At 69.1% G+C, this 17,510-nt stretch carries 15 protein-coding genes; 8 read left to right on the forward strand and 7 right to left on the reverse strand.

All coding sequences use genetic code 11. The annotated features are described in order from the left end of the window. Positions 1 to 62: 62 nt before the first annotated feature. From rplI to rpsF, 4 genes are all read right to left on the reverse strand, one after another. A complete protein-coding gene (gene rplI, locus ACZ4M8_RS19340; protein WP_399088373.1) occupies positions 63 to 509 on the reverse strand; it encodes a 50S ribosomal protein L9 in 447 nt (148 codons plus the stop codon). A gap of 18 nt (positions 510 to 527) precedes the next feature. Beyond that, positions 528 to 764: a 30S ribosomal protein S18 gene (gene rpsR, locus ACZ4M8_RS19345; RefSeq protein WP_003978893.1), complete on the reverse strand. Its 237-nt coding sequence runs from the start codon at positions 762 to 764 to the stop codon at positions 528 to 530. Between the two features lie 103 nt (positions 765 to 867). Continuing rightward, a complete protein-coding gene (locus tag ACZ4M8_RS19350) occupies positions 868 to 1,461 on the reverse strand; it encodes a single-stranded DNA-binding protein (protein ID WP_345089339.1) in 594 nt (197 codons plus the stop codon). Between the two features lie 81 nt (positions 1,462 to 1,542). Further along, positions 1,543 to 1,833 (reverse strand): 30S ribosomal protein S6, encoded by a 291-nt coding sequence (gene rpsF / locus ACZ4M8_RS19355; RefSeq protein ID WP_003978891.1) that lies wholly within the window; start codon positions 1,831 to 1,833, stop codon positions 1,543 to 1,545. Between the two features lie 229 nt (positions 1,834 to 2,062). Here rpsF and ACZ4M8_RS19360 point away from each other — a divergent pair, with 229 nt between their 5' ends. The 3 genes from ACZ4M8_RS19360 (at position 2,063) to ACZ4M8_RS19370 (ending at position 4,773) form a co-directional block, all read left to right on the forward strand. Continuing rightward, entirely contained in the window at positions 2,063 to 2,377 is a 315-nt protein-coding gene (locus tag ACZ4M8_RS19360) for a hypothetical protein (protein ID WP_467608892.1), read from the forward strand. 186 nt (positions 2,378 to 2,563) lie between these two features. Then, a complete protein-coding gene (locus ACZ4M8_RS19365) occupies positions 2,564 to 3,682 on the forward strand; it encodes a lipid II:glycine glycyltransferase FemX (RefSeq protein WP_467608895.1) in 1,119 nt (372 codons plus the stop codon). Positions 3,683 to 3,741: 59 nt separating this feature from the next. Next, positions 3,742 to 4,773, forward strand: coding sequence for an alanine racemase (locus ACZ4M8_RS19370; RefSeq protein ID WP_345089327.1), 1,032 nt, complete (start codon positions 3,742 to 3,744; stop codon positions 4,771 to 4,773). Positions 4,774 to 4,853: 80 nt separating this feature from the next. Here ACZ4M8_RS19370 and ACZ4M8_RS19375 read toward each other — a convergent pair whose 3' ends face one another. Further along, positions 4,854 to 6,332: a glycosyltransferase family 87 protein gene (locus tag ACZ4M8_RS19375; RefSeq protein WP_467608897.1), complete on the reverse strand. Its 1,479-nt coding sequence runs from the start codon at positions 6,330 to 6,332 to the stop codon at positions 4,854 to 4,856. 154 nt (positions 6,333 to 6,486) lie between these two features. Beyond that, a complete protein-coding gene (locus ACZ4M8_RS19380) occupies positions 6,487 to 9,126 on the reverse strand; it encodes a transglycosylase domain-containing protein (RefSeq protein WP_467608900.1) in 2,640 nt (879 codons plus the stop codon). Between the two features lie 359 nt (positions 9,127 to 9,485). Here ACZ4M8_RS19380 and ACZ4M8_RS19385 point away from each other — a divergent pair, with 359 nt between their 5' ends. From ACZ4M8_RS19385 to ACZ4M8_RS19400, 4 genes are all read left to right on the forward strand, one after another. Next, complete coding sequence (locus ACZ4M8_RS19385) at positions 9,486 to 10,166, forward strand: PadR family transcriptional regulator (protein WP_467608902.1); 681 nt, start codon at positions 9,486 to 9,488, stop codon at positions 10,164 to 10,166. 46 nt (positions 10,167 to 10,212) lie between these two features. After that, positions 10,213 to 11,295 carry an inositol-3-phosphate synthase gene (locus tag ACZ4M8_RS19390; RefSeq protein WP_467608905.1) on the forward strand — a complete coding sequence of 361 codons (1,083 nt, stop codon included), beginning with the start codon at positions 10,213 to 10,215 and terminating at the stop codon, positions 11,293 to 11,295. Positions 11,296 to 11,373: 78 nt separating this feature from the next. Further along, positions 11,374 to 12,633: an MFS transporter gene (locus tag ACZ4M8_RS19395; RefSeq protein WP_467608907.1), complete on the forward strand. Its 1,260-nt coding sequence runs from the start codon at positions 11,374 to 11,376 to the stop codon at positions 12,631 to 12,633. A gap of 407 nt (positions 12,634 to 13,040) precedes the next feature. Continuing rightward, the gene (locus ACZ4M8_RS19400) at positions 13,041 to 13,352 is read left to right on the forward strand and encodes an LppU/SCO3897 family protein (RefSeq protein ID WP_467608909.1); all 312 of its coding nucleotides are present in this window, start codon (positions 13,041 to 13,043) and stop codon (positions 13,350 to 13,352) included. A gap of 126 nt (positions 13,353 to 13,478) precedes the next feature. Here ACZ4M8_RS19400 and ACZ4M8_RS19405 read toward each other — a convergent pair whose 3' ends face one another. Beyond that, positions 13,479 to 14,957 carry a CCA tRNA nucleotidyltransferase gene (locus ACZ4M8_RS19405; protein ID WP_467608912.1) on the reverse strand — a complete coding sequence of 493 codons (1,479 nt, stop codon included), beginning with the start codon at positions 14,955 to 14,957 and terminating at the stop codon, positions 13,479 to 13,481. 180 nt (positions 14,958 to 15,137) lie between these two features. Here ACZ4M8_RS19405 and ACZ4M8_RS19410 point away from each other — a divergent pair, with 180 nt between their 5' ends. Further along, positions 15,138 to 17,483: a DUF6049 family protein gene (locus ACZ4M8_RS19410; protein ID WP_467608913.1), complete on the forward strand. Its 2,346-nt coding sequence runs from the start codon at positions 15,138 to 15,140 to the stop codon at positions 17,481 to 17,483. The last annotated feature ends 27 nt before the right edge of the window (positions 17,484 to 17,510 follow it).

Raw genomic sequence — 17,510 nt, forward strand, 5'->3', positions numbered from 1 at the left:
GGATACGGCGAAGGGCCGCACCCCGTTCCCGGGATGCGGCCCTTCGGCGTTTACTGCCCAGCTCAGGCGGCGACGACCTCGACGCCGACCTTCGCGGTGACCTCGGCGTGCAGACGCACGGAGACCTGGTGCGCGCCCAGGGTCTTGATCGGCGAACCGATCTCGACACGGCGCTTGTCGACGTCCGGACCACCGGCAGCCTTGACCGCCGAGGCGATGTCGGCCGGGGTGACGGAGCCGAACAGCCGGCCGGCGTCGCCGGCACGGACCGCGAGCTTCACCTTGACGCCCTCGAGCTGGCCCTTGACCTCGTTGGCCTGCTCGATCGTGGCGATCTCGCGGATCTTGCGACCGCGACGGATCTGCTCGACGTCCTTCTCGCCGCCCTTGGTCCAGCGGATCGCGAAACCACGCGGGACCAGGTAGTTGCGGGCGTACCCGTCCTTGACGTCAACGACGTCGCCGGCGGTGCCGAGGCCGGAGACCTCGTGGGTGAGGATGATCTTCATTATTCGGTCACCCTTCCCTTATCGCGCGGTGGACGTGTAGGGCAGCAGCGCCATCTCACGGCTGTTCTTCACGGCCGTGGCGACGTCACGCTGGTGCTGGGTGCAGTTGCCGGTGACTCGGCGGGCACGGATCTTGCCGCGGTCGGAAATGAACTTCCGCAGCAGGTTCGTGTCCTTGTAGTCGACGTAGGAGATCTTCTCCTTGCAGAACACGCAAACCTTCTTCTTAGGCTTGCGAGCAGGCGGCTTCGCCATTGTCTCTCTCCAGTGAGTTCAAGAAGTTTGTGCTGACGCCCTGAGGCCGCGGGCCGCGCTCCGGTGGTGTTTCACGTGAAACGCCACCGACGGCCGCACGGTCCTAGAAGGGCGGCTCGTCCGAGTAGCCGCCGCCGGAGCCACCGCCCCAGCCACCGCCGCCGCCACCCTGCTGGCCGCCGCCGGAGGGGCCGCCGGTCGCCCACGGGTCGTCGGCGGGAGCCCCGCCGCCGCCCTGCTGCTGGCCGCCGCCGGGGCCGCCGCCCCAGCCGCCGCCACCCTGGCCACCGCCCTGCGGACCGCCTCCGAAGCCGCCGCCCTGGCCACCGCGACCGCTGGTCTTGGTGACCTTGGCCGTGGCATTGCGCAGGCTCGCGCCGACCTCGTCGACGTCGAGCTCGTAGACCGTGCGCTTCACGCCCTCGCGGTCCTCGTACGACCGCTGCTTGAGGCGGCCCTGCACGATCACGCGGGTGCCCCGCGTGAGGGACTCGGCGACGTTCTCCGCCGCCTGACGCCACACCGAGCAGGTCAGGAACAGGCTCTCGCCGTCCTTCCACTCATTGGTCTGACGGTCGAAGGTGCGGGGAGTGGACGCGACGCGGAACTTCGCGACCGCCGCACCGGACGGGGTGAAGCGCAGCTCGGGGTCGTCGACAAGATTGCCGACGACCGTGATGACGGTCTCGCCTGCCATTAGGGGAACCTCTCGGCGGGTGTGCTGCTGGCTGCTGGTGTTGCTGCTACTCGGACCCGGTTACCGCTGACGCAGATGCGTTCAGTGGGTCTCGGGACGGAGGACCTTGGTCCGGAGGACCGACTCGTTCAGGTTCATCTGACGGTCGAGCTCCTTGACGACCGCAGGCTCGGCCTGCAGGTCGATGACCGAGTAGATGCCCTCGGGCTTCTTGTTGATCTCGTACGAGAGACGACGACGGCCCCAGGTGTCGACCTTCTCCACCTTGCCGTTGCCCTCACGGACGACGGAGAGGAAGTTCTCGATCAGGGGGGAGACAGCGCGCTCCTCCAGATCGGGGTCGAGGATGACCATCACCTCGTAGTGACGCATGTGGAACCCACCTCCTTTGGACTCAGCGGCCACGGTCGTTCCGTGGCAGGAGGGTCGTGATGCGTTCCGCGCCGGCTCCTTCCGGAGGATCCGGACAGAGATGGGCGCAGACCGTACAGCGTACCCGCTGGCACGCTTCCGGTTGAAATCCGACCGCAGAACCCCGCAATCTGGAACACATCGGGTGTGAGCGGCGTGACCCCGCGCCGCCTCTCTTGGGAGGTGCCGCATGGCACAGGCAGTAAGGACCCAGCGCAACCTGCTCGCGTTCCTCAACAGTGACGGCAGGGCACATCCAGTGGAGAACACGCTGGCCGCCGTGACCCTGGTCCTCGGCGCCATCGCCGTCTTCACCAGCCTCGCGCCCAGCCTGCACCTGGTCAGCTCCTGGGTCGGCCTGATCGGCATCGCCACGGGGCTCTGGAGCCAGTTCGTCTCGTCCACGACGGGCGAACGCTTCATGACGATCATCGGCCTCGGCGCCGCGGCCGTCGGCTTCTACATCGGCCTCGCGCACGGCGGACTCTTCGGCGGCGTCTTCTGACCCGGCCGGGCCGTTCCGTACCGGAGGCGGCGTCCACCGCGGGCGCCGCCTCCGCCGTGTCCCGCCGCCCGCCGGTGCGGGCGCGCACCCGGCTCCCGTACGCCTGAACGGGGCGCTCCCCAGTAGGCTTCGGCGCGAGAGCCGGAGCCCCGACCCTGGGGACACACCTGCCGAGGAGCGCCCCGCATGAGCCTGACCCTGAGGACCATCAGCCGAGAGCAGCATCTGGCGTACATCCAGAGTCTGCCGGCGGCGAGCCACATGCAGGTCCCGGCCTGGGCTGACGTCAAGTCCGAGTGGCGCTCGGAGAACCTCGGCTGGTTCGACAAGGCCGGCGAGCTGGTCGGCGTGGGTCTCGTCCTCTACCGGCAGCTCCCCAAGATCAAGCGGTACCTCGCCTACCTGCCCGAGGGCCCGGTCATCAACTGGTACGCGCCGAATCTGGAGGACTGGCTCCAGCCCATGCTGGCCCACCTCAAGCAGCAGGGCGCGTTCACCGTGAAGATGGGCCCGCCGGTGATCATCCGCCGCTGGGACGCCCCCGCGATCAAGGCCGGTATCCAGGACCCGGACGTCAAGCGGCTGCGGGACGTCGAGGCGACGCACATCGAGCCGCGCGCCTTCGAGGTCGCCGACCGGCTGCGCAAGATGGGCTGGCAGCAGGGCGAGGACGGCGGCGCCGGCTTCGGTGACGTCCAGCCCCGGTACGTCTACCAGGTGCCGCTCGCCAACCGTTCGCTGGAGGAGGTCCACAAGGGCTTCAACCAGCTCTGGCGCCGCAACATCAAGAAGGCCGAGAAGGCCGGTGTCGAGGTCGTCCAGGGCGGTTACGAGGACCTGGCCGAGTGGCAGCGGCTCTACGAGATCACCGCGGAGCGTGACAAGTTCCGGCCGCGCCCGCTCGGCTACTTCCAGCGCATGTGGACGGCCCTCAACTCCGAGGACCCCAACCGCATGCGGCTCTACTTCGCCCGCCACAACGGCGTGAACCTCTCCGCCGCGACGATGCTGGTCGTCGGCGGTCACGTCTGGTACTCGTACGGCGCCTCCGACAACATCGGCCGCGAGGTGCGCCCGTCCAACGCCATGCAGTGGCGGATGCTGCGCGACGCCTACGCGCTCGGCGCCACCGTCTACGACCTGCGCGGCATCAGCGACTCGCTGGACGAGACCGATCACCTCTTCGGTCTGATCCAGTTCAAGGTCGGCACCGGCGGTCAGGCGGCGGAGTACCTCGGTGAGTGGGACTTCCCGCTCAACAAGCTGCTGCACAAGGCGCTCGACATGTATATGTCGCGCCGCTGACCGTCCCTCCCGCACGTCCTCCGTCACACCCAGCCACGAGAAAGGTTCCGGGCCCGGCCATGGCGCTCACCCTCTACGTCGACACCGCGCGCTGGCGGGCGCATCACCAGAGCGTTCTCCAGCAGTTCCCCGGGCTGGTCCCGGTCTGCAAGGGCAACGGCTACGGCTTCGGCCACGAGCGCCTCGCCGATGAGGCCGCCCGCCTCGGGGCCGACATCCTCGCCGTCGGCACGACCTACGAAGCGGCCCGGATCAAGGACTTCTTCAGCGGCGACCTCCTCGTCCTGACGCCGTTCCGCCACGGTGAGGAGCCGGTGCCGCTGCCCGACCGCGCGATCCGCTCGGTCTCCTCGGTCGAGGGGGTGGGCGGCCTGGTGGGCGCCCGCGTCGTCATCGAGGTCATGAGCAGCATGAAGCGGCACGGGGTCACGCCGGAGGACCTGCCCAAGCTGGCCGCCGCCATCGAGGACGTCCGGCTGGAGGGCTTCGCCATCCACCTGCCGCTGGACCGCACCGACGGCTCCGACGCCGTCGAGGAGGTCATTGGCTGGATGGACCGGCTGCGGGCCGCCCGCCTGCCGCTCCACACCATGTTCGTCAGCCACCTCAAGGCCGAGGAGCTGGCCCGCCTCCAGCAGCAGTTCCCGCAGACCCGCTTCCGCGCGCGGATCGGTACCCGGCTCTGGCTCGGCGACCACGAGGCCACCGAGTACCGCGGTTCGGTTCTCGACGTCACCCGGGTCGCCAAGGGTGAGCGCTTCGGCTACCGGCAGCAGAAGGCCGCGTCCGACGGCTATCTGGTGGTCGTGGCCGGCGGTACCTCGCACGGCGTGGGCCTGGAGTCACCCAAGGCGCTGCACGGGGTGATGCCGCGGGCCAAGGGCGTGGCGCGCGCCGGCCTGGCGACGGTCAACCGCAACCTCGCCCCGTACGTCTGGTCCGGCAAGCAGCGCTGGTTCGCGGAGCCGCCGCACATGCAGGTGTCGATCCTCTTCGTGCCGAGCGACGCGCCCGCGCCGCAGGTCGGCGAGGAGCTGGTGGCGCATCTGCGGCACACCACGACGCAGTTCGACCGGATCGTCGACCGCTGACCCGGGCCCACGGCCCGTACGACGAAGGCCCGGCTCCGCGGCACTCCCGCGGGGCCGGGCCTTCGCCCGTTCCGGGCGGCTCACTCCCGTACGGCGCCCCAGCGCACCTGCGGGGCGCTCTCGAAGTGCGCGGTCGGGCGGGGGAGCGGGGTACGGCCCAGGACGAAGACGTCGGGGGCCCGGTCGAGGACTCCGCCGGACGGGTCGTCCGCGCCGTCCCGGCGGACCACATCGCGCTCCGGCAGCAGCACATCGCGGATCACGACGGCGCAGAGGTAGAGCGTGCCCAGCAGATGCACCACGATCGCCAGTTGGTAGCCCTCGGTCGGCAGCCCCTGGTGTTTGTCGCCGCTGCCCGTGTAGGCGAGGTACAGCCAGATCCCCAGGTAGTAGAGGACCTCGCACCCCTGCCAGACCAGGAAGTCCCGCCACCGGGGCCGGGCGAGCGCCGCCAGCGGGATCAGCCACAGCACGTACTGCGGGGAGTACACCTTGTTCGTCAGGATGAAGAGCGCGACGACGAGGAAGGCGAGCTGGGCGAAGCGCGGGCGGCGCGGCGCGTGGAGGGCGAGCAGACCGAGACCGGCGCAGCCGATGAGCATCAGCAAGGTGGCGTAGAGGTTGGCGTTCTCCAGCGGGTTCCCGGTGCGCTGGGAGAGCAGCAGCCAGACGGAGCCGAAGTCGATCGGCCGCTCCTGGCTGAAGGTGTAGAACTTCGCCCACCCCTCGCGGATGTGGAAACCGCTCGGGCCGTGCGCGAACATCACCGGCAGGTTGACGACGAGCCAGGAGGCCACGGCACCGGCCAGGCAGCGGCCGTAGGCCCGCCAGGTGCCGGCCCGCCAGCAGAGCACCAGCAGCGGGCCCAGGAGCAGGACGGGGTAGAGCTTGGCGGCGGTCGCCAGCCCGATGAGTACTCCGGCGCGGAGCGGGCGGCTCCGTGACCACAGGAGCATGCCCGCGGCGGTGAGCGCGACGGCGAGCAGGTCCCAGTTGATCGTGGCGGTCAGCGCCAGCGCGGGGGCCAGCGCGACGAGCAGCCCGTCCCAGGGGCGGTTCCGGTGCGTACGGGCCACACAGACGACGAGCACGGCGGCGCAGACCATCAGCATCCCGGCGTTGACCAGCCAGTAGATCTGCTCGCGCTGGACGATCTCGCCGCCGTTCGGGGTCAGCCAGGAGGCGACCTCCATGAACAGTCCGGTGAGGACGGGGTACTCCAGGTACTCCATGTCACCGGGCAGCCGGTCGAAGTAGGGGACGAGGCCGTCGGCGAAGCCGCGGCCGGCGAAGAGGTGCGGGATGTCGGAGTAGCAGGCGTGGGCGTACTGCGTGGTAGCGCCGAAGAACCAGCCGCCGTTGTAGCAGGGGAGCTTCTGCACCATCCCGAGGGCGAACATCCCGAGGGCGACGAGCACGATCACCCTGACCGGGGTCAGCCGGCCCGTGCCGGGCAGCGCCCGGCGGCCGAGCGGTCCTCCGAGCAGCTCACTGCCGGCTGCCGCGACCTCGTCCCGCTGTGTGGGCCGTACGGACTCGTCCCCGTGCACGCTCGTCATGGCCCCATCCTGCCGCACGTCCCTGTGCGGAACGTGGCGAAGCCCCCGCCCGGTCGAGCCGGGTCGGGGGCTTCGTGGTGCGGTGTTTCACGTGAAACGGCCGGGGGCCCGGCGCTGTGCCGAGGGCGGCTGTTTCACGTGAAACAGCGGTGGGTCAGGGGCGCTCCCCGGTCGGTCCGCCCCACCAGCCGGTGGGGCCGCCCGTCGGATCCGGCGATTCGCTGGACCCTCCGGTGTCGCCGCCCGTGCCGCCATCCGTTCCGCCGGGACCGCCGGTCGTACCGCCGTTGTCGTGGCAGCCGATGTCCCAGTCGGCACACGTCTCGGTGGCCGTCGGGGTCGGCGAATGGGTCGGCGTCTCGGAGTGCGTCGGCGTCTGGGACGGCGTCTGCGAGGGCTTCTGGGACGGCGTCTGCGACGGCTTCTGGGTGGGCATGCCCGGTTCGTCGAACGGCTGGCCGATCGGCGTGGCCGGCGGGAAGTCCTTGACCGGTGTCCCCTTGAGCGCCTGGATCATGTACTGCGTCCAGACCTCCGTCGGCAGCGCGCCACCATGGATCGAGTCGAAGCCACCGACACCGTTCATGGAGAGCTGGCGGGGGTTCTTCGGGTCCTCACGGAACATCGAGATCGCGGTGGACAGCTGCGGGGTGTACCCGACGAACCAGGCCGACTTGTTCTCGTCGGTGGTACCGGTCTTGCCCGCCGCGGGACGGCCCAGCTTCGTCGCTTCCTTCTTGGCCGTACCGTTCGTGATGACGTTCTCCAGCACCTTGGTGACGTTGTTGGCGATGTCCGGGTCGATCGCCGGTTCCGCCGCGGGCGCCTCGATGGCATCCACCACCTCGCCGTGGTGCTTCAGCTCGGTGACCGAGTACGGCTCCACCTTGGTACCCGACTTCGCGAACGTCGCGTAGGCGTTGGCCATGCGGATCGCGCTGGGCGTCGAGGTGCCGAGGGCGAACGAGGGGTTGAGGTACTTGTCGAAGCTCGCGTCCGAGATGCCCGCGGCTCGTGCCATGTCCCGCACCTTGCTCATCCCGACATCCATGCCGAGCTGGACGAACGGGGTGTTGACCGACTGCTCCATCGCCTTTTTCAGGGTGATGTAGCCCCAGGCGTGCTCGCTCTCGTTCTTCTGGTAGAAGGGCGAGTTGTCCTTCGACAGGTAGTCGGTGCCGTCGGCGTTCTTCACCTTGAGGTGGTCGTTGCCGTTGTAGCGGCTCTCCGGCGACAGCGGCTGGCCGTTGCTGTGCTGCGTCCCGTACTTCATCGCCGCCGCGAGGACGAACGGCTTCCAGGTCGAGCCGACCGGCACACCGAAGGTGTCGGCGTTGTTGCTGAAGTGGCCCTTGTCGTAGCCCTCACCGCCGTAGAGCGCGACGATCTTGCCGGTGCCGGGCTCCACCGAGGCGCCACCGAACTGGACGTACTTGTCCTTCTCCCGCTTCTCCGGGTTGATGTAGCGCTGATTGACCTTCTTCACCGAGTTGGCGAGCGCGGTGACCTTCTTCTTGTCGAAGGTCGTGTAGATCTGGAAGCCGCCCTTGTCGAACGCCGCCTGGCTGAGGTGGGCGTTCTTGAGGACGTACTTCTTCGCCGTGTCCGTCAGATAGCCGATCTGGCCGTTCTTGTCGGCCGACGTCTTCGGCTGCTGGGGCGTCGGGAACTTCGTGTACTTGGCCCGCTCGCTCTTGGGCATCAGGCCCACCTGGACCTCCCGGTCGAGCACCCACGACCAGCGGCCCCTGGCCCGCTTCTCGTTCTCCTGCGGGCTGGAGTGCGGCACCGAGCCGCCGGCCGGGTCGTAGAGCTCGGGCCCCTTGAGCACCGACACCAGCAGCGCTGCCTCGTCCGGCTTCAGGGCGCGGGCATCCTTGCCGTAGTACGCCTGCGCCGCCGCCTGGATCCCGTAGGCACCGCGGCCGAAGTAACTGGTGTTGAAGTAACCCTGGAGGATCTCGGGCTTCTTCATCTTCCAGCCGACCTTGATGGAGATGAACAGCTCTTTGAACTTACGGGTGATCGTCTGGTCCTGGCTCAGCATGGCGTTCTTGACGTACTGCTGAGTGATGGTCGAACCGCTCTGGGTCTCCTCGCCCTTGGCCATCTTCACCAGGGCACGGACGATGCCCATGGGGTCGACGCCGGAGTCCTCCCGGAAGGACGCGTTCTCCGCCGCGATCGCCGCGTTCTGCATCGACATCGGGATGTCGCTGATCTGCACGATCTGCCGGTTGGTGTCGCCGTCTCGGGCCATGACGTCGCCGTTGGCCCAGTAGTAGATGTTGTTCTCTTGCCGGGCGGCGATGCTCTCCTTGGGCACCTCGACCAGCCACAGCGCGATGCCGGTGACCCCGACTATGACGCCCAGGAAAGCGATGCACACCGTCGTGACCTGCTTCCACGACGGTACGAAGCGCCGCCACCCGACGCGCCCGGCCCGCGGGTAGTCGATGAAGCGCTTCTTGGCGGGGCCGTTCCCGCCCTTCCCGCGTCCCCGGCCACCGCTGTCCGCACCGCCGCCACGACGGCCCCGGCCACCGCCACGTCCACCGCCGGCGGCCCCTGCCGCGTCGGACGCCCGGCGGCGGCCTCCGCGCTGCGCCGCACGACGTGCTTCCGCCCGCCCGCCGGGTGGCCGCTCCTGGCCGTGCGCGGCAGAGTGGGATGCGGAGCCGGAAGCAGCACCGCGGGGCGCCGCGCGACGCCCCGATGACTGCTGTGCGGCACGTCGGGCCGCGGCGCGTCCGCCACCTTGCGGCTGTGGCGGTTTGCGACGGTGCTCGCTCATGGAACGGATACTCCTCGGGCAGGCGCGCTATCTCGTCGCCTGAAGGCGGTGGTTGTCTTCAGGTCCCCCCGATGCACGGCCCGTTCCTGACGCGCGGGCCGCACTACACCGAGCACAGGGACGCCACTTATCGGCCCACGGTTCCCGGCAGTCTGCATGCCGCACAGACTACGCACGGCCAAAACCTGCCCACCGCCTAAATTCACTCCAAATCAGGCAGGTTGGACCCTACGAATCGGTGATGTGACGCCGTTCACCGCGCCCTTGCTTGTCCCGTCCCACGTGGCGTTCTATCGTCTGGATGTATCGAGTCGATACATCAGCACGGCATAAAGAGTGCGAGTTCGAGGAGGCAGAGCATGAGCAGACGCTCCGGCGTCCTCGAATTCGCCATCCTCGGCCTGCTGCGCGAATCCCCGATGCACGGCTACGAGTTGCGCAAGCGGCTCAACACCTCACTCGGGGTTTTCCGCGCGTTCAGCTACGGCACCCTCTACCCCTGCCTCAAAGCGCTGGTCGCGAACGGCTGGCTCATGGAGGAGCCCGGCGGACCGCCCGAGGGCGCGCCCGCCACGGCTCTGACCGGACGCCGGGCGAAGATCGTCTACCGCTTGACCTCGGCAGGGAAGGAGCACTTCGAGGAACTGCTCTCACACTCCGGTCCGGACGCGTGGGAGGACGAACACTTCGGCGTCCGCTTCGCGTTCTTCGGCCAGACGTCACGGGACGTCCGTATGCGCGTGCTGGAAGGGCGCCGCAGCCGGCTGGAGGAACGTCTCGAAAGGATGCGTACCTCCCTGGCCCGCAGCAGCGATCGGCTGGACGACTACACCCTCGAACTCCAGCGCCACGGCATGGAATCCGTGGAGCGCGAGGTCCGCTGGCTGAACGGACTCATCGAGAGCGAGCGCACCGGGCACGAGCGGCATCCGCCCGGACCCGCTGAGCGGGACAAGCAGGATCAGTCAGGAGAGACGGACGGCCTGCCCCGGGACCGGGGCGGATCCCGGCCGGACCCGTCCGATGACACCACCACATGAGGTCCTGTCCGGCAGGGCCTCATCGAGAACACAGGGAGCAACCGGAATGGGTTCGGTTCGCGTAGCCATCGTCGGCGTGGGCAACTGCGCCGCCTCGCTGGTACAGGGCGTCGAGTACTACAAGGACGCCGATCCGGAGAGCCGTGTGCCCGGCCTCATGCACGTGCAGTTCGGCGACTACCACGTCCGCGACATCGAGTTCGTGGCCGCCTTCGACGTCGACGCCAAGAAGGTCGGCCTCGACCTCGCGGACGCGATCGGCGCCAGCGAGAACAACACCATCAAGATCTGCGACGTGCCGAACGCCGGAGTGACGGTCCAGCGTGGCCACACCCTCGACGGTCTGGGCAAGTACTACCGCATGACGATCGAGGAGTCGGAGCAGGCTCCGGTCGACGTCGTCCAGGTCCTCAAGGACAAGCAGGTCGACGTCCTGGTCTGCTACCTCCCTGTCGGCTCCGAGGAGGCGGCGAAGTACTACGCGCAGTGCGCCATCGACGCCGAGGTCGCCTTCGTCAACGCCCTTCCGGTCTTCATCGCCGGCACCAAGGAGTGGGCCGACAAGTTCACCGAGGCCGGCGTCCCGATCGTCGGTGACGACATCAAGTCGCAGGTCGGCGCCACCATCACGCACCGTGTGATGGCCAAGCTCTTCGAGGACCGGGGCGTCGTCCTGGACCGCACGATGCAGCTGAACGTCGGCGGCAACATGGACTTCAAGAACATGCTGGAGCGGGAGCGCCTGGAGTCCAAGAAGATCTCCAAGACGCAGGCCGTCACCTCGCAGATCAGGGACCGTGAACTGGGCGAGGACAACGTCCACATCGGCCCCTCGGACTTCGTGGCCTGGCTGGACGACCGCAAGTGGGCGTACGTCCGCCTCGAAGGCCGTGCGTTCGGCGATGTCCCGCTGAACCTGGAGTACAAGCTGGAGGTCTGGGACTCCCCCAACTCCGCGGGCGTCATCATCGACGCGCTGCGCGCCGCGAAGATCGCGAAGGACCGCGGCATCGGCGGCCCGGTGCTCTCCGCCTCCTCGTACTTCATGAAGTCGCCGCCCGTGCAGTACTTCGACGACGAGGCGCGCGAGAACGTCGAGAAGTTCATCAAGGGTGAGGTCGAGCGCTGACGCTCCCCGCATCGCCTGACTCCACGGGCCTCCGGGTATCTCTCCCGGAGGCCCGTGGGCTGTGTGAGGCTGTGCCTCATGCGTGCTGTGCGCGACCTCCGCGTATTACTCCGGCTGCGTGACTTCCGTTCGCTCCTTGCCGCACGGTTGCTGTCCCAGGCGGCCGACGGGGCGTTCCAGGTCGCGCTCGCCACCTACGTCGTCTTCTCCCCGGAGAAGCAGACCTCACCGGCGGCCATCGCCTCCGCCATGGCGATTCTGCTGCTGCCGTACTCGCTCCTCGGGCCGTTCACCGGCGTGCTGCTCGACCGCTGGCGGCGCCGCCAGGTCCTGCTCCACGGCAATCTGCTGCGCACCCTGCTGGCCTTGGCGACGGCGGCACTGATCGTGTCGGACGTCCCCGACGGACTCTTCTACGCGTCGGCCCTCTCGGTAACCGCGGTGAACCGGTTCGTGCTGGCCGGGCTCTCGGCCGCGCTGCCCCGGGTGGTCGACGGCGGACCACAGCTGGTCATGGCCAACTCCCTCGCCCCCACCGCCGGTACGCTCGCCGCGACGGCGGGCGGCGGGCTCGCCTTCGCGGTCCGGCTGGCCGGCCCGGACGCGGACGTGTTCGTCATACTGCTGGCCGCGGCCCTCTACTTCTGCTCGGCACTCACCGCGCTGCGGATGACGCCGCACCTGCTCGGCCCTGACCTCACCGCCCGCCCACCGCGTCTGCGACAGGCCCTGCTGAGCACCGTACGAGGTCTCGCCGAGGGACTGCGCCACCTCGCCGAGCGACGCGCCCCGGCCCGTGTGCTGATCGCGATGACCCTCATCCGCTTCTGCTACGGCGCGTTGACGGTGATGGTGCTGATGCTGTGCCGGTACGCGTGGGCCGCGACCGAATCCGAGGGCCTGGCCCTGCTCGGGGTCGCCGTCCTGGTGTCGGGCGCGGGCTTCTTCCTGGCCGCTGTCGTCACTCCGTGGGCGGTGGCGCGCTGGGGCGCGTTCGGCTGGATCGCCTGCTGTGCCGCCATGGGCGCGGTACTGGTGCCGGCGCTCGGTCTGTTCTTCACGCCGGGGCCGATGCTGGCCGCCGCCTTCGTACTCGGTCTCGGCACCCAGGGGACCAAGATCTCCACGGACACGGTCGTCCAGGCCACGGTCGACGACTCGTTCCGCGGCCGGATCTTCGCCCTCTACGACGTGCTGTTCAACGTCGCCTTCGTCGGTGCCGCCGCGGTCGCCGCCCTTGTGCTGCCGCCGGACGGGAGGTCCGGCGTTCTGCTGCTCATGGTGACCGTGATCTACGCATTCGTCGCCGCCACGGTGGTGCGCACGAGGCGCGGGTAGGCGCCGCCGCCCCGCATGGTGACGACCGGGCTCCGTGGACGGCCACGCGGACCAGGTACCTTACGGGCGTCCTGCACGAGCCTGTACACATCAAACTTCGGGGGAGTTCCATGACCATGCCGCCTCAGGGCCCGAACCCGTACGGCCAGGCGCCGTACGGGCAGAACCCCTACCCTCAGGCGCCGCAGCCACCCCAGGCTCCCTATGGCCAGCCTCAGCCCGGGTACGCCCACCCTCAGCAGCCGCCCGCTCCGTACGGCTATCAGCAGCCGCAGCCGGGGTACCCCGCGCCGCCGCAGCAGCCCTATGCGCAGGGTGGCGCTCCCGTGCCTCCGCCGCAGCAGTCGTACGCGCCGCAGGGCGGTGCTCCCGTACCTCCGCCGCGTCCCGCCAAGAAGCGGTCTCCCATGGCGATCTTGAAGGGCATAGGCGTCGTCCTCGCGCTGATCGTCGGCGCGATCTTCTGGATCAGCAGCCTGGACGACGCGGACAGCGCCGAGGTCGGTGACTGCGTCAAGAAGTCCGCAAGCTCACTCGACGACGGTCTCAAGGTCGTGGATTGCGGCACCTCGGAGGCCCAGTACAAGGTGACCGCGGTGCACAACGACACCTCCGACCCCTCTGTCTGCCCCGCGGGGGAGTCGGCGTACTCCAAGTCCGTGACGCGTCGGAAGCGCGCCGACACCCACATGGTGCTCTGCCTGACCCCGGCGAAGTAGAGCGGACAAGCCTCGGGGCGGTGTTTCACGTGAAACACCGCCCCGAGGCTCATCCACCACGTTTCACGTGAAACGTGACGGCCCGCCAACCGCTCGGACCGCCGGTGGTCCGTTTCACGTGAAACATCAGCCCTGCTGGCTGGCCCACCACTCCTTGAGCGCGGCGATCGCGTCCTCGCGCTCCATCGGACCGTTCTCCAACCGCATCTCCAGCATCTGCTTGTACGCCTTGCCGACAGCCGGCCCCGGGGCGATGTCCAGGATCTGCATGATCTCGTTGCCGTCCAGGTCGGGCCGGATCGCGTCCAGTTCCTCCTGCTCCTGGAGCAGCGCAATACGCTCCTCCAGACCGTCGTACGCGCGCGACAGGGCGTTCGCCTTGCGCTTGTTGCGTGTCGTGCAGTCCGAGCGGGTGAGCTTGTGCAGGCGGGTCAGCTGCGGGCCCGCATCACGGACGTAGCGGCGGACCGCCGAGTCCGTCCACTCACCGGTGCCGTAGCCGTGGAAGCGCAGGTGGAGTTCCACCAGCCGCGAGACGTCCTTCACCAGGTCGTTGGAGTACTTCAGCGCGGTCATGCGCTTCTTGGTCATCTTGGCGCCGACCACCTCGTGGTGGTGGAAGGAGACCCGGCCGTCGTTCTCGAACCGGCGCGTCTTCGGCTTTCCGATGTCGTGCAGCAGCGCCGCCAGCCGCAGCACCAGGTCCGGCCCGTCCTCTTCCAGGTCGATCGCCTGCTCCAGCACCGTGAGCGTGTGCTCGTAGACGTCCTTGTGCCGGTGATGCTCGTCACGCTCCAGCCGGAGGGCGGGTAGTTCGGGCAGCACCCGGTCGGCGATCCCGGAATCGACCAGCAGCTTGAGCCCCTTGCGCGGGTGGGGAGCGAGGATCAGCTTATTCAGTTCGTCCCGGACACGCTCCGCGGAGACGATTTCGATCCGTTCCGCCATCGCCTTCATCGCCGCCACGACATCCGGGGCGACCTCGAAGTCCAGCTGAGCGGCGAACCGGGCCGCGCGCATCATCCGCAGCGGGTCGTCCGAGAACGACTCCTGCGGCGTACCGGGCGTCCGCAGCACACGGGCCGCGAGGTCCTCCAGGCCACCGTGCGGGTCGATGAACTCCTTCTGCGGCAGGAAAACGGCCATCGCGTTCACCGTGAAGTCGCGGCGGACGAGGTCTTCCTCGATGGAGTCGCCGTAGGACACCTCGGGCTTACGCGAGGTGCGGTCGTACGCCTCGGAGCGGTACGTCGTCACCTCGATGTCGAAGGAACTCTTCTTGCAGCCGACGGTGCCGAACGCGATGCCGACCTCCCACACCGCGTCGGCCCACGGGCGGACGATCTTCAGAACGTCCTCGGGGCGCGCGTCCGTGGTGAAATCCAGGTCGTTGCCGAGCCGGCCCAGGAGCGCATCCCGCACCGAGCCGCCGACCAGGGCAAGCGTGAACCCGGCCTCCTGGAATCGGCGGGCCAGGTCGTCCGCCACGGGGGAGACGCGCAGCAGTTCGCTCACGGCACGGCGCTGTACCTGGCTCAGCGCGTTCGTCGACTGCGCAGAGCGCTCGGACTGCGGGGCGGGGATGTCATTGTTGGCGTTCGGCACAACAGAAAAGGGTACGTGCCCGTGCCGCGCCCGGCGTCCCGCCGCCGAGGGCGCCGTACAGGCCGGTCCGGCCTGTGATCTTGTGGCGCACACCATGGCACGACGCCGCTGCGCACCTCGTTACCATGCGTGGACGCACATTCCAACGACCACTGACGACGACGAGGGACGGGCGAGCGCGTGGCCGATGCGGCAAGGTTCCGGTGGACTGAACGGCCGCGCGGGCGCTGGCTACGACGCGGCGCGGCGCTGTTCACCGGGGTGCCCCTGCTCATGGGTGTGCTCCAGCTCCCGCAGGCACCGGCGGCACACGCCACCCCCACCGGACCGCACAGCGTCGACGTCAGTATCGACTCGCTGACCCCGGCCGCCCCCGGCAAGGGCGACACCGTCACCGTCTCCGGCACGGTGACCAACGACAGCCGCTCCACGGTCACCGACGCCCACGTCGCCCTCCGGCGCGGACCGGAGATCAGCGGGCGCAGCGCGCTCGACACCGCCGCGCGACGCACCGGCTTCTCCCCCGTGGAGGACGGCCCGGAGATCAAGGGCCGCACCGCCGATGTCGACACACTCCAGCCCGGCGTCAGCCGCTCCTTCTCACTCCGCGTCCCGGTCAAGGACCTCGACCTCGGCGACGGCGGCGTCTATCAGCTCGGCGTCTCCCTCTCGGGCCGCCCGCAGGGACAGTACGAGCAGGTCCTCGGCGTCGAACGCACCTTCCTGCCCTGGCAGGAGGGCGAGACGGGGAAGAAGACCCAGCTCACCTACATGTGGCCGCTGATCTCCTCGACCCATCTCACCGCCCAGACCGACGCCGACGCGCAGCAGACGCCGGTCTTCCGCGATGACGATCTCGCCTCGGAGATCAAGCCCGGCGGCCGGTTGCAGCAGATGGTCGCGCTGGGCAAGGACCTCCCGGTGACCTTCGTCATCGACCCGGATCTCCTGGCAACCGTCGACGCGATGACCAAGCCGTACCGGGTGCACGGTCCCGACGGCCCCGCGGGCAAGAATCAAGCCGTCGCCAAGCAGTGGCTGAACGACCTCACGGAAGCGGTGAAGAGCCACGAGGTCGTCGCGCTCCCGTTCGCCGACCCGGATCTCGCCTCCCTCGCCCACCAGGGCAAGAACGTGCCCAGCGCCCTCGGTCACCTCGGCCCGGCCACGGAGCTGGCGTCCACCACCGTCGACACCACGTTGGGCGTGAAACCGCGTACGGACTTCGCCTGGCCCGTCGACGGCGCGGTCGACTCCTCGATCGTGGACGTCGCCACCTCCGCCGGTGCCCACAACGTCATCACCCGCAGCGACAGCCTGCGGGAGTCCGGCCGGCTGACGTACACGCCCACCGCCGCCCGGCCCATCGGCGGCGGCAACACCGCGATCGTCGCCGACGAAGGGTTGTCGACCGCTTTCGAGGGCGACCTCACGAAGGGCGGCCGCGCCTCCCGCGCGATCCAGTCGTTCCTGGCCCAGACCCGGCTGATCGGGCTCCAGGACCCCGACCGGCAACGGAGCATCGTCGTCGCGCCGCAGCGGATGCCGTCCACCAGCCAGGCGCAGGCCATGGCCACGGCGCTGCGGACGCTGGAGACCACCGACTGGACGCAGCCGCTGGACCTGAGCGACGCGGCCAAGGCCGAGCCCGACGAGGCGGCGGCGCGGAACATCCCGAGCCGCGCCGCGTACCCGTCGTCGCTGCGCCACCAGGAGATGCCCACCGAGGCGTTCCGCCAGATCCAGGAGACCCAGGCGGCGCTGGACGAGTTCCGGGTGAATCTGGACCGCCCCGAGCGCGTGGTGACCCCGTTCGGCAACGCGATCATGCGGGGGATGTCGACGCAGTGGCGCGGCAACAGGGCCGGAGCCGCCGCGTTCCGCAGTTCGGTGCGGGACAACCTCGACGAGCTGACGCGTAAGGTCCATCTGATCCAGAAGTCGAACGCCACGCTCTCCGGGCGCAGCGCGACGATCCCGGTGACGGTGCAGAACAATCTCCTCCAGGGTGTCGAGGGGATGACGCTGAAACTGACGTCCTCGCAGCCGAACCGGCTGAGCGCGGGCGAGCCGCAGGAGATCAAGGTCGACGGCGGCCACAGCCAGTCCTTCAAGTTCGACACCACGGCGAACGCCAACGGCCCGGTCCGGGTGAACGCCCAGCTCTACACCGCGGACGGAAAGCCGTACGGTCAGCCGATGACGTTCGTCGTGAACGTCACGGAGATCACCGCGACGGTGATGCTCGTCATCGCGGGCGGCGTCCTGCTGCTCGTCCTGGCGGGTGTGCGGATCTACCTCCAGCGCAAGCGCGCGGCCGCCCGGCAGACGGGCGAGGGCCCGCAGGGCGAGGCCGGTCCGGACGGTTCCGACGGGCCCGAGGGCCCCGGTCCGGACGGCCGCGACGGTGCGGACGAGGCCGACGGTGTGAACGACGAGGACGCCGGGCAGCCGGGTGACCACGCACCGGACACCGGTTCGGGAAACTCCGGTCCGTCCGGCTCAGGTGAGAAAGTGGACCGTTGATACATGGCGGGGCCGGAGGGCCGGCGA

This window comes from Streptomyces sp. NPDC027185 (genome assembly GCF_055567035.1).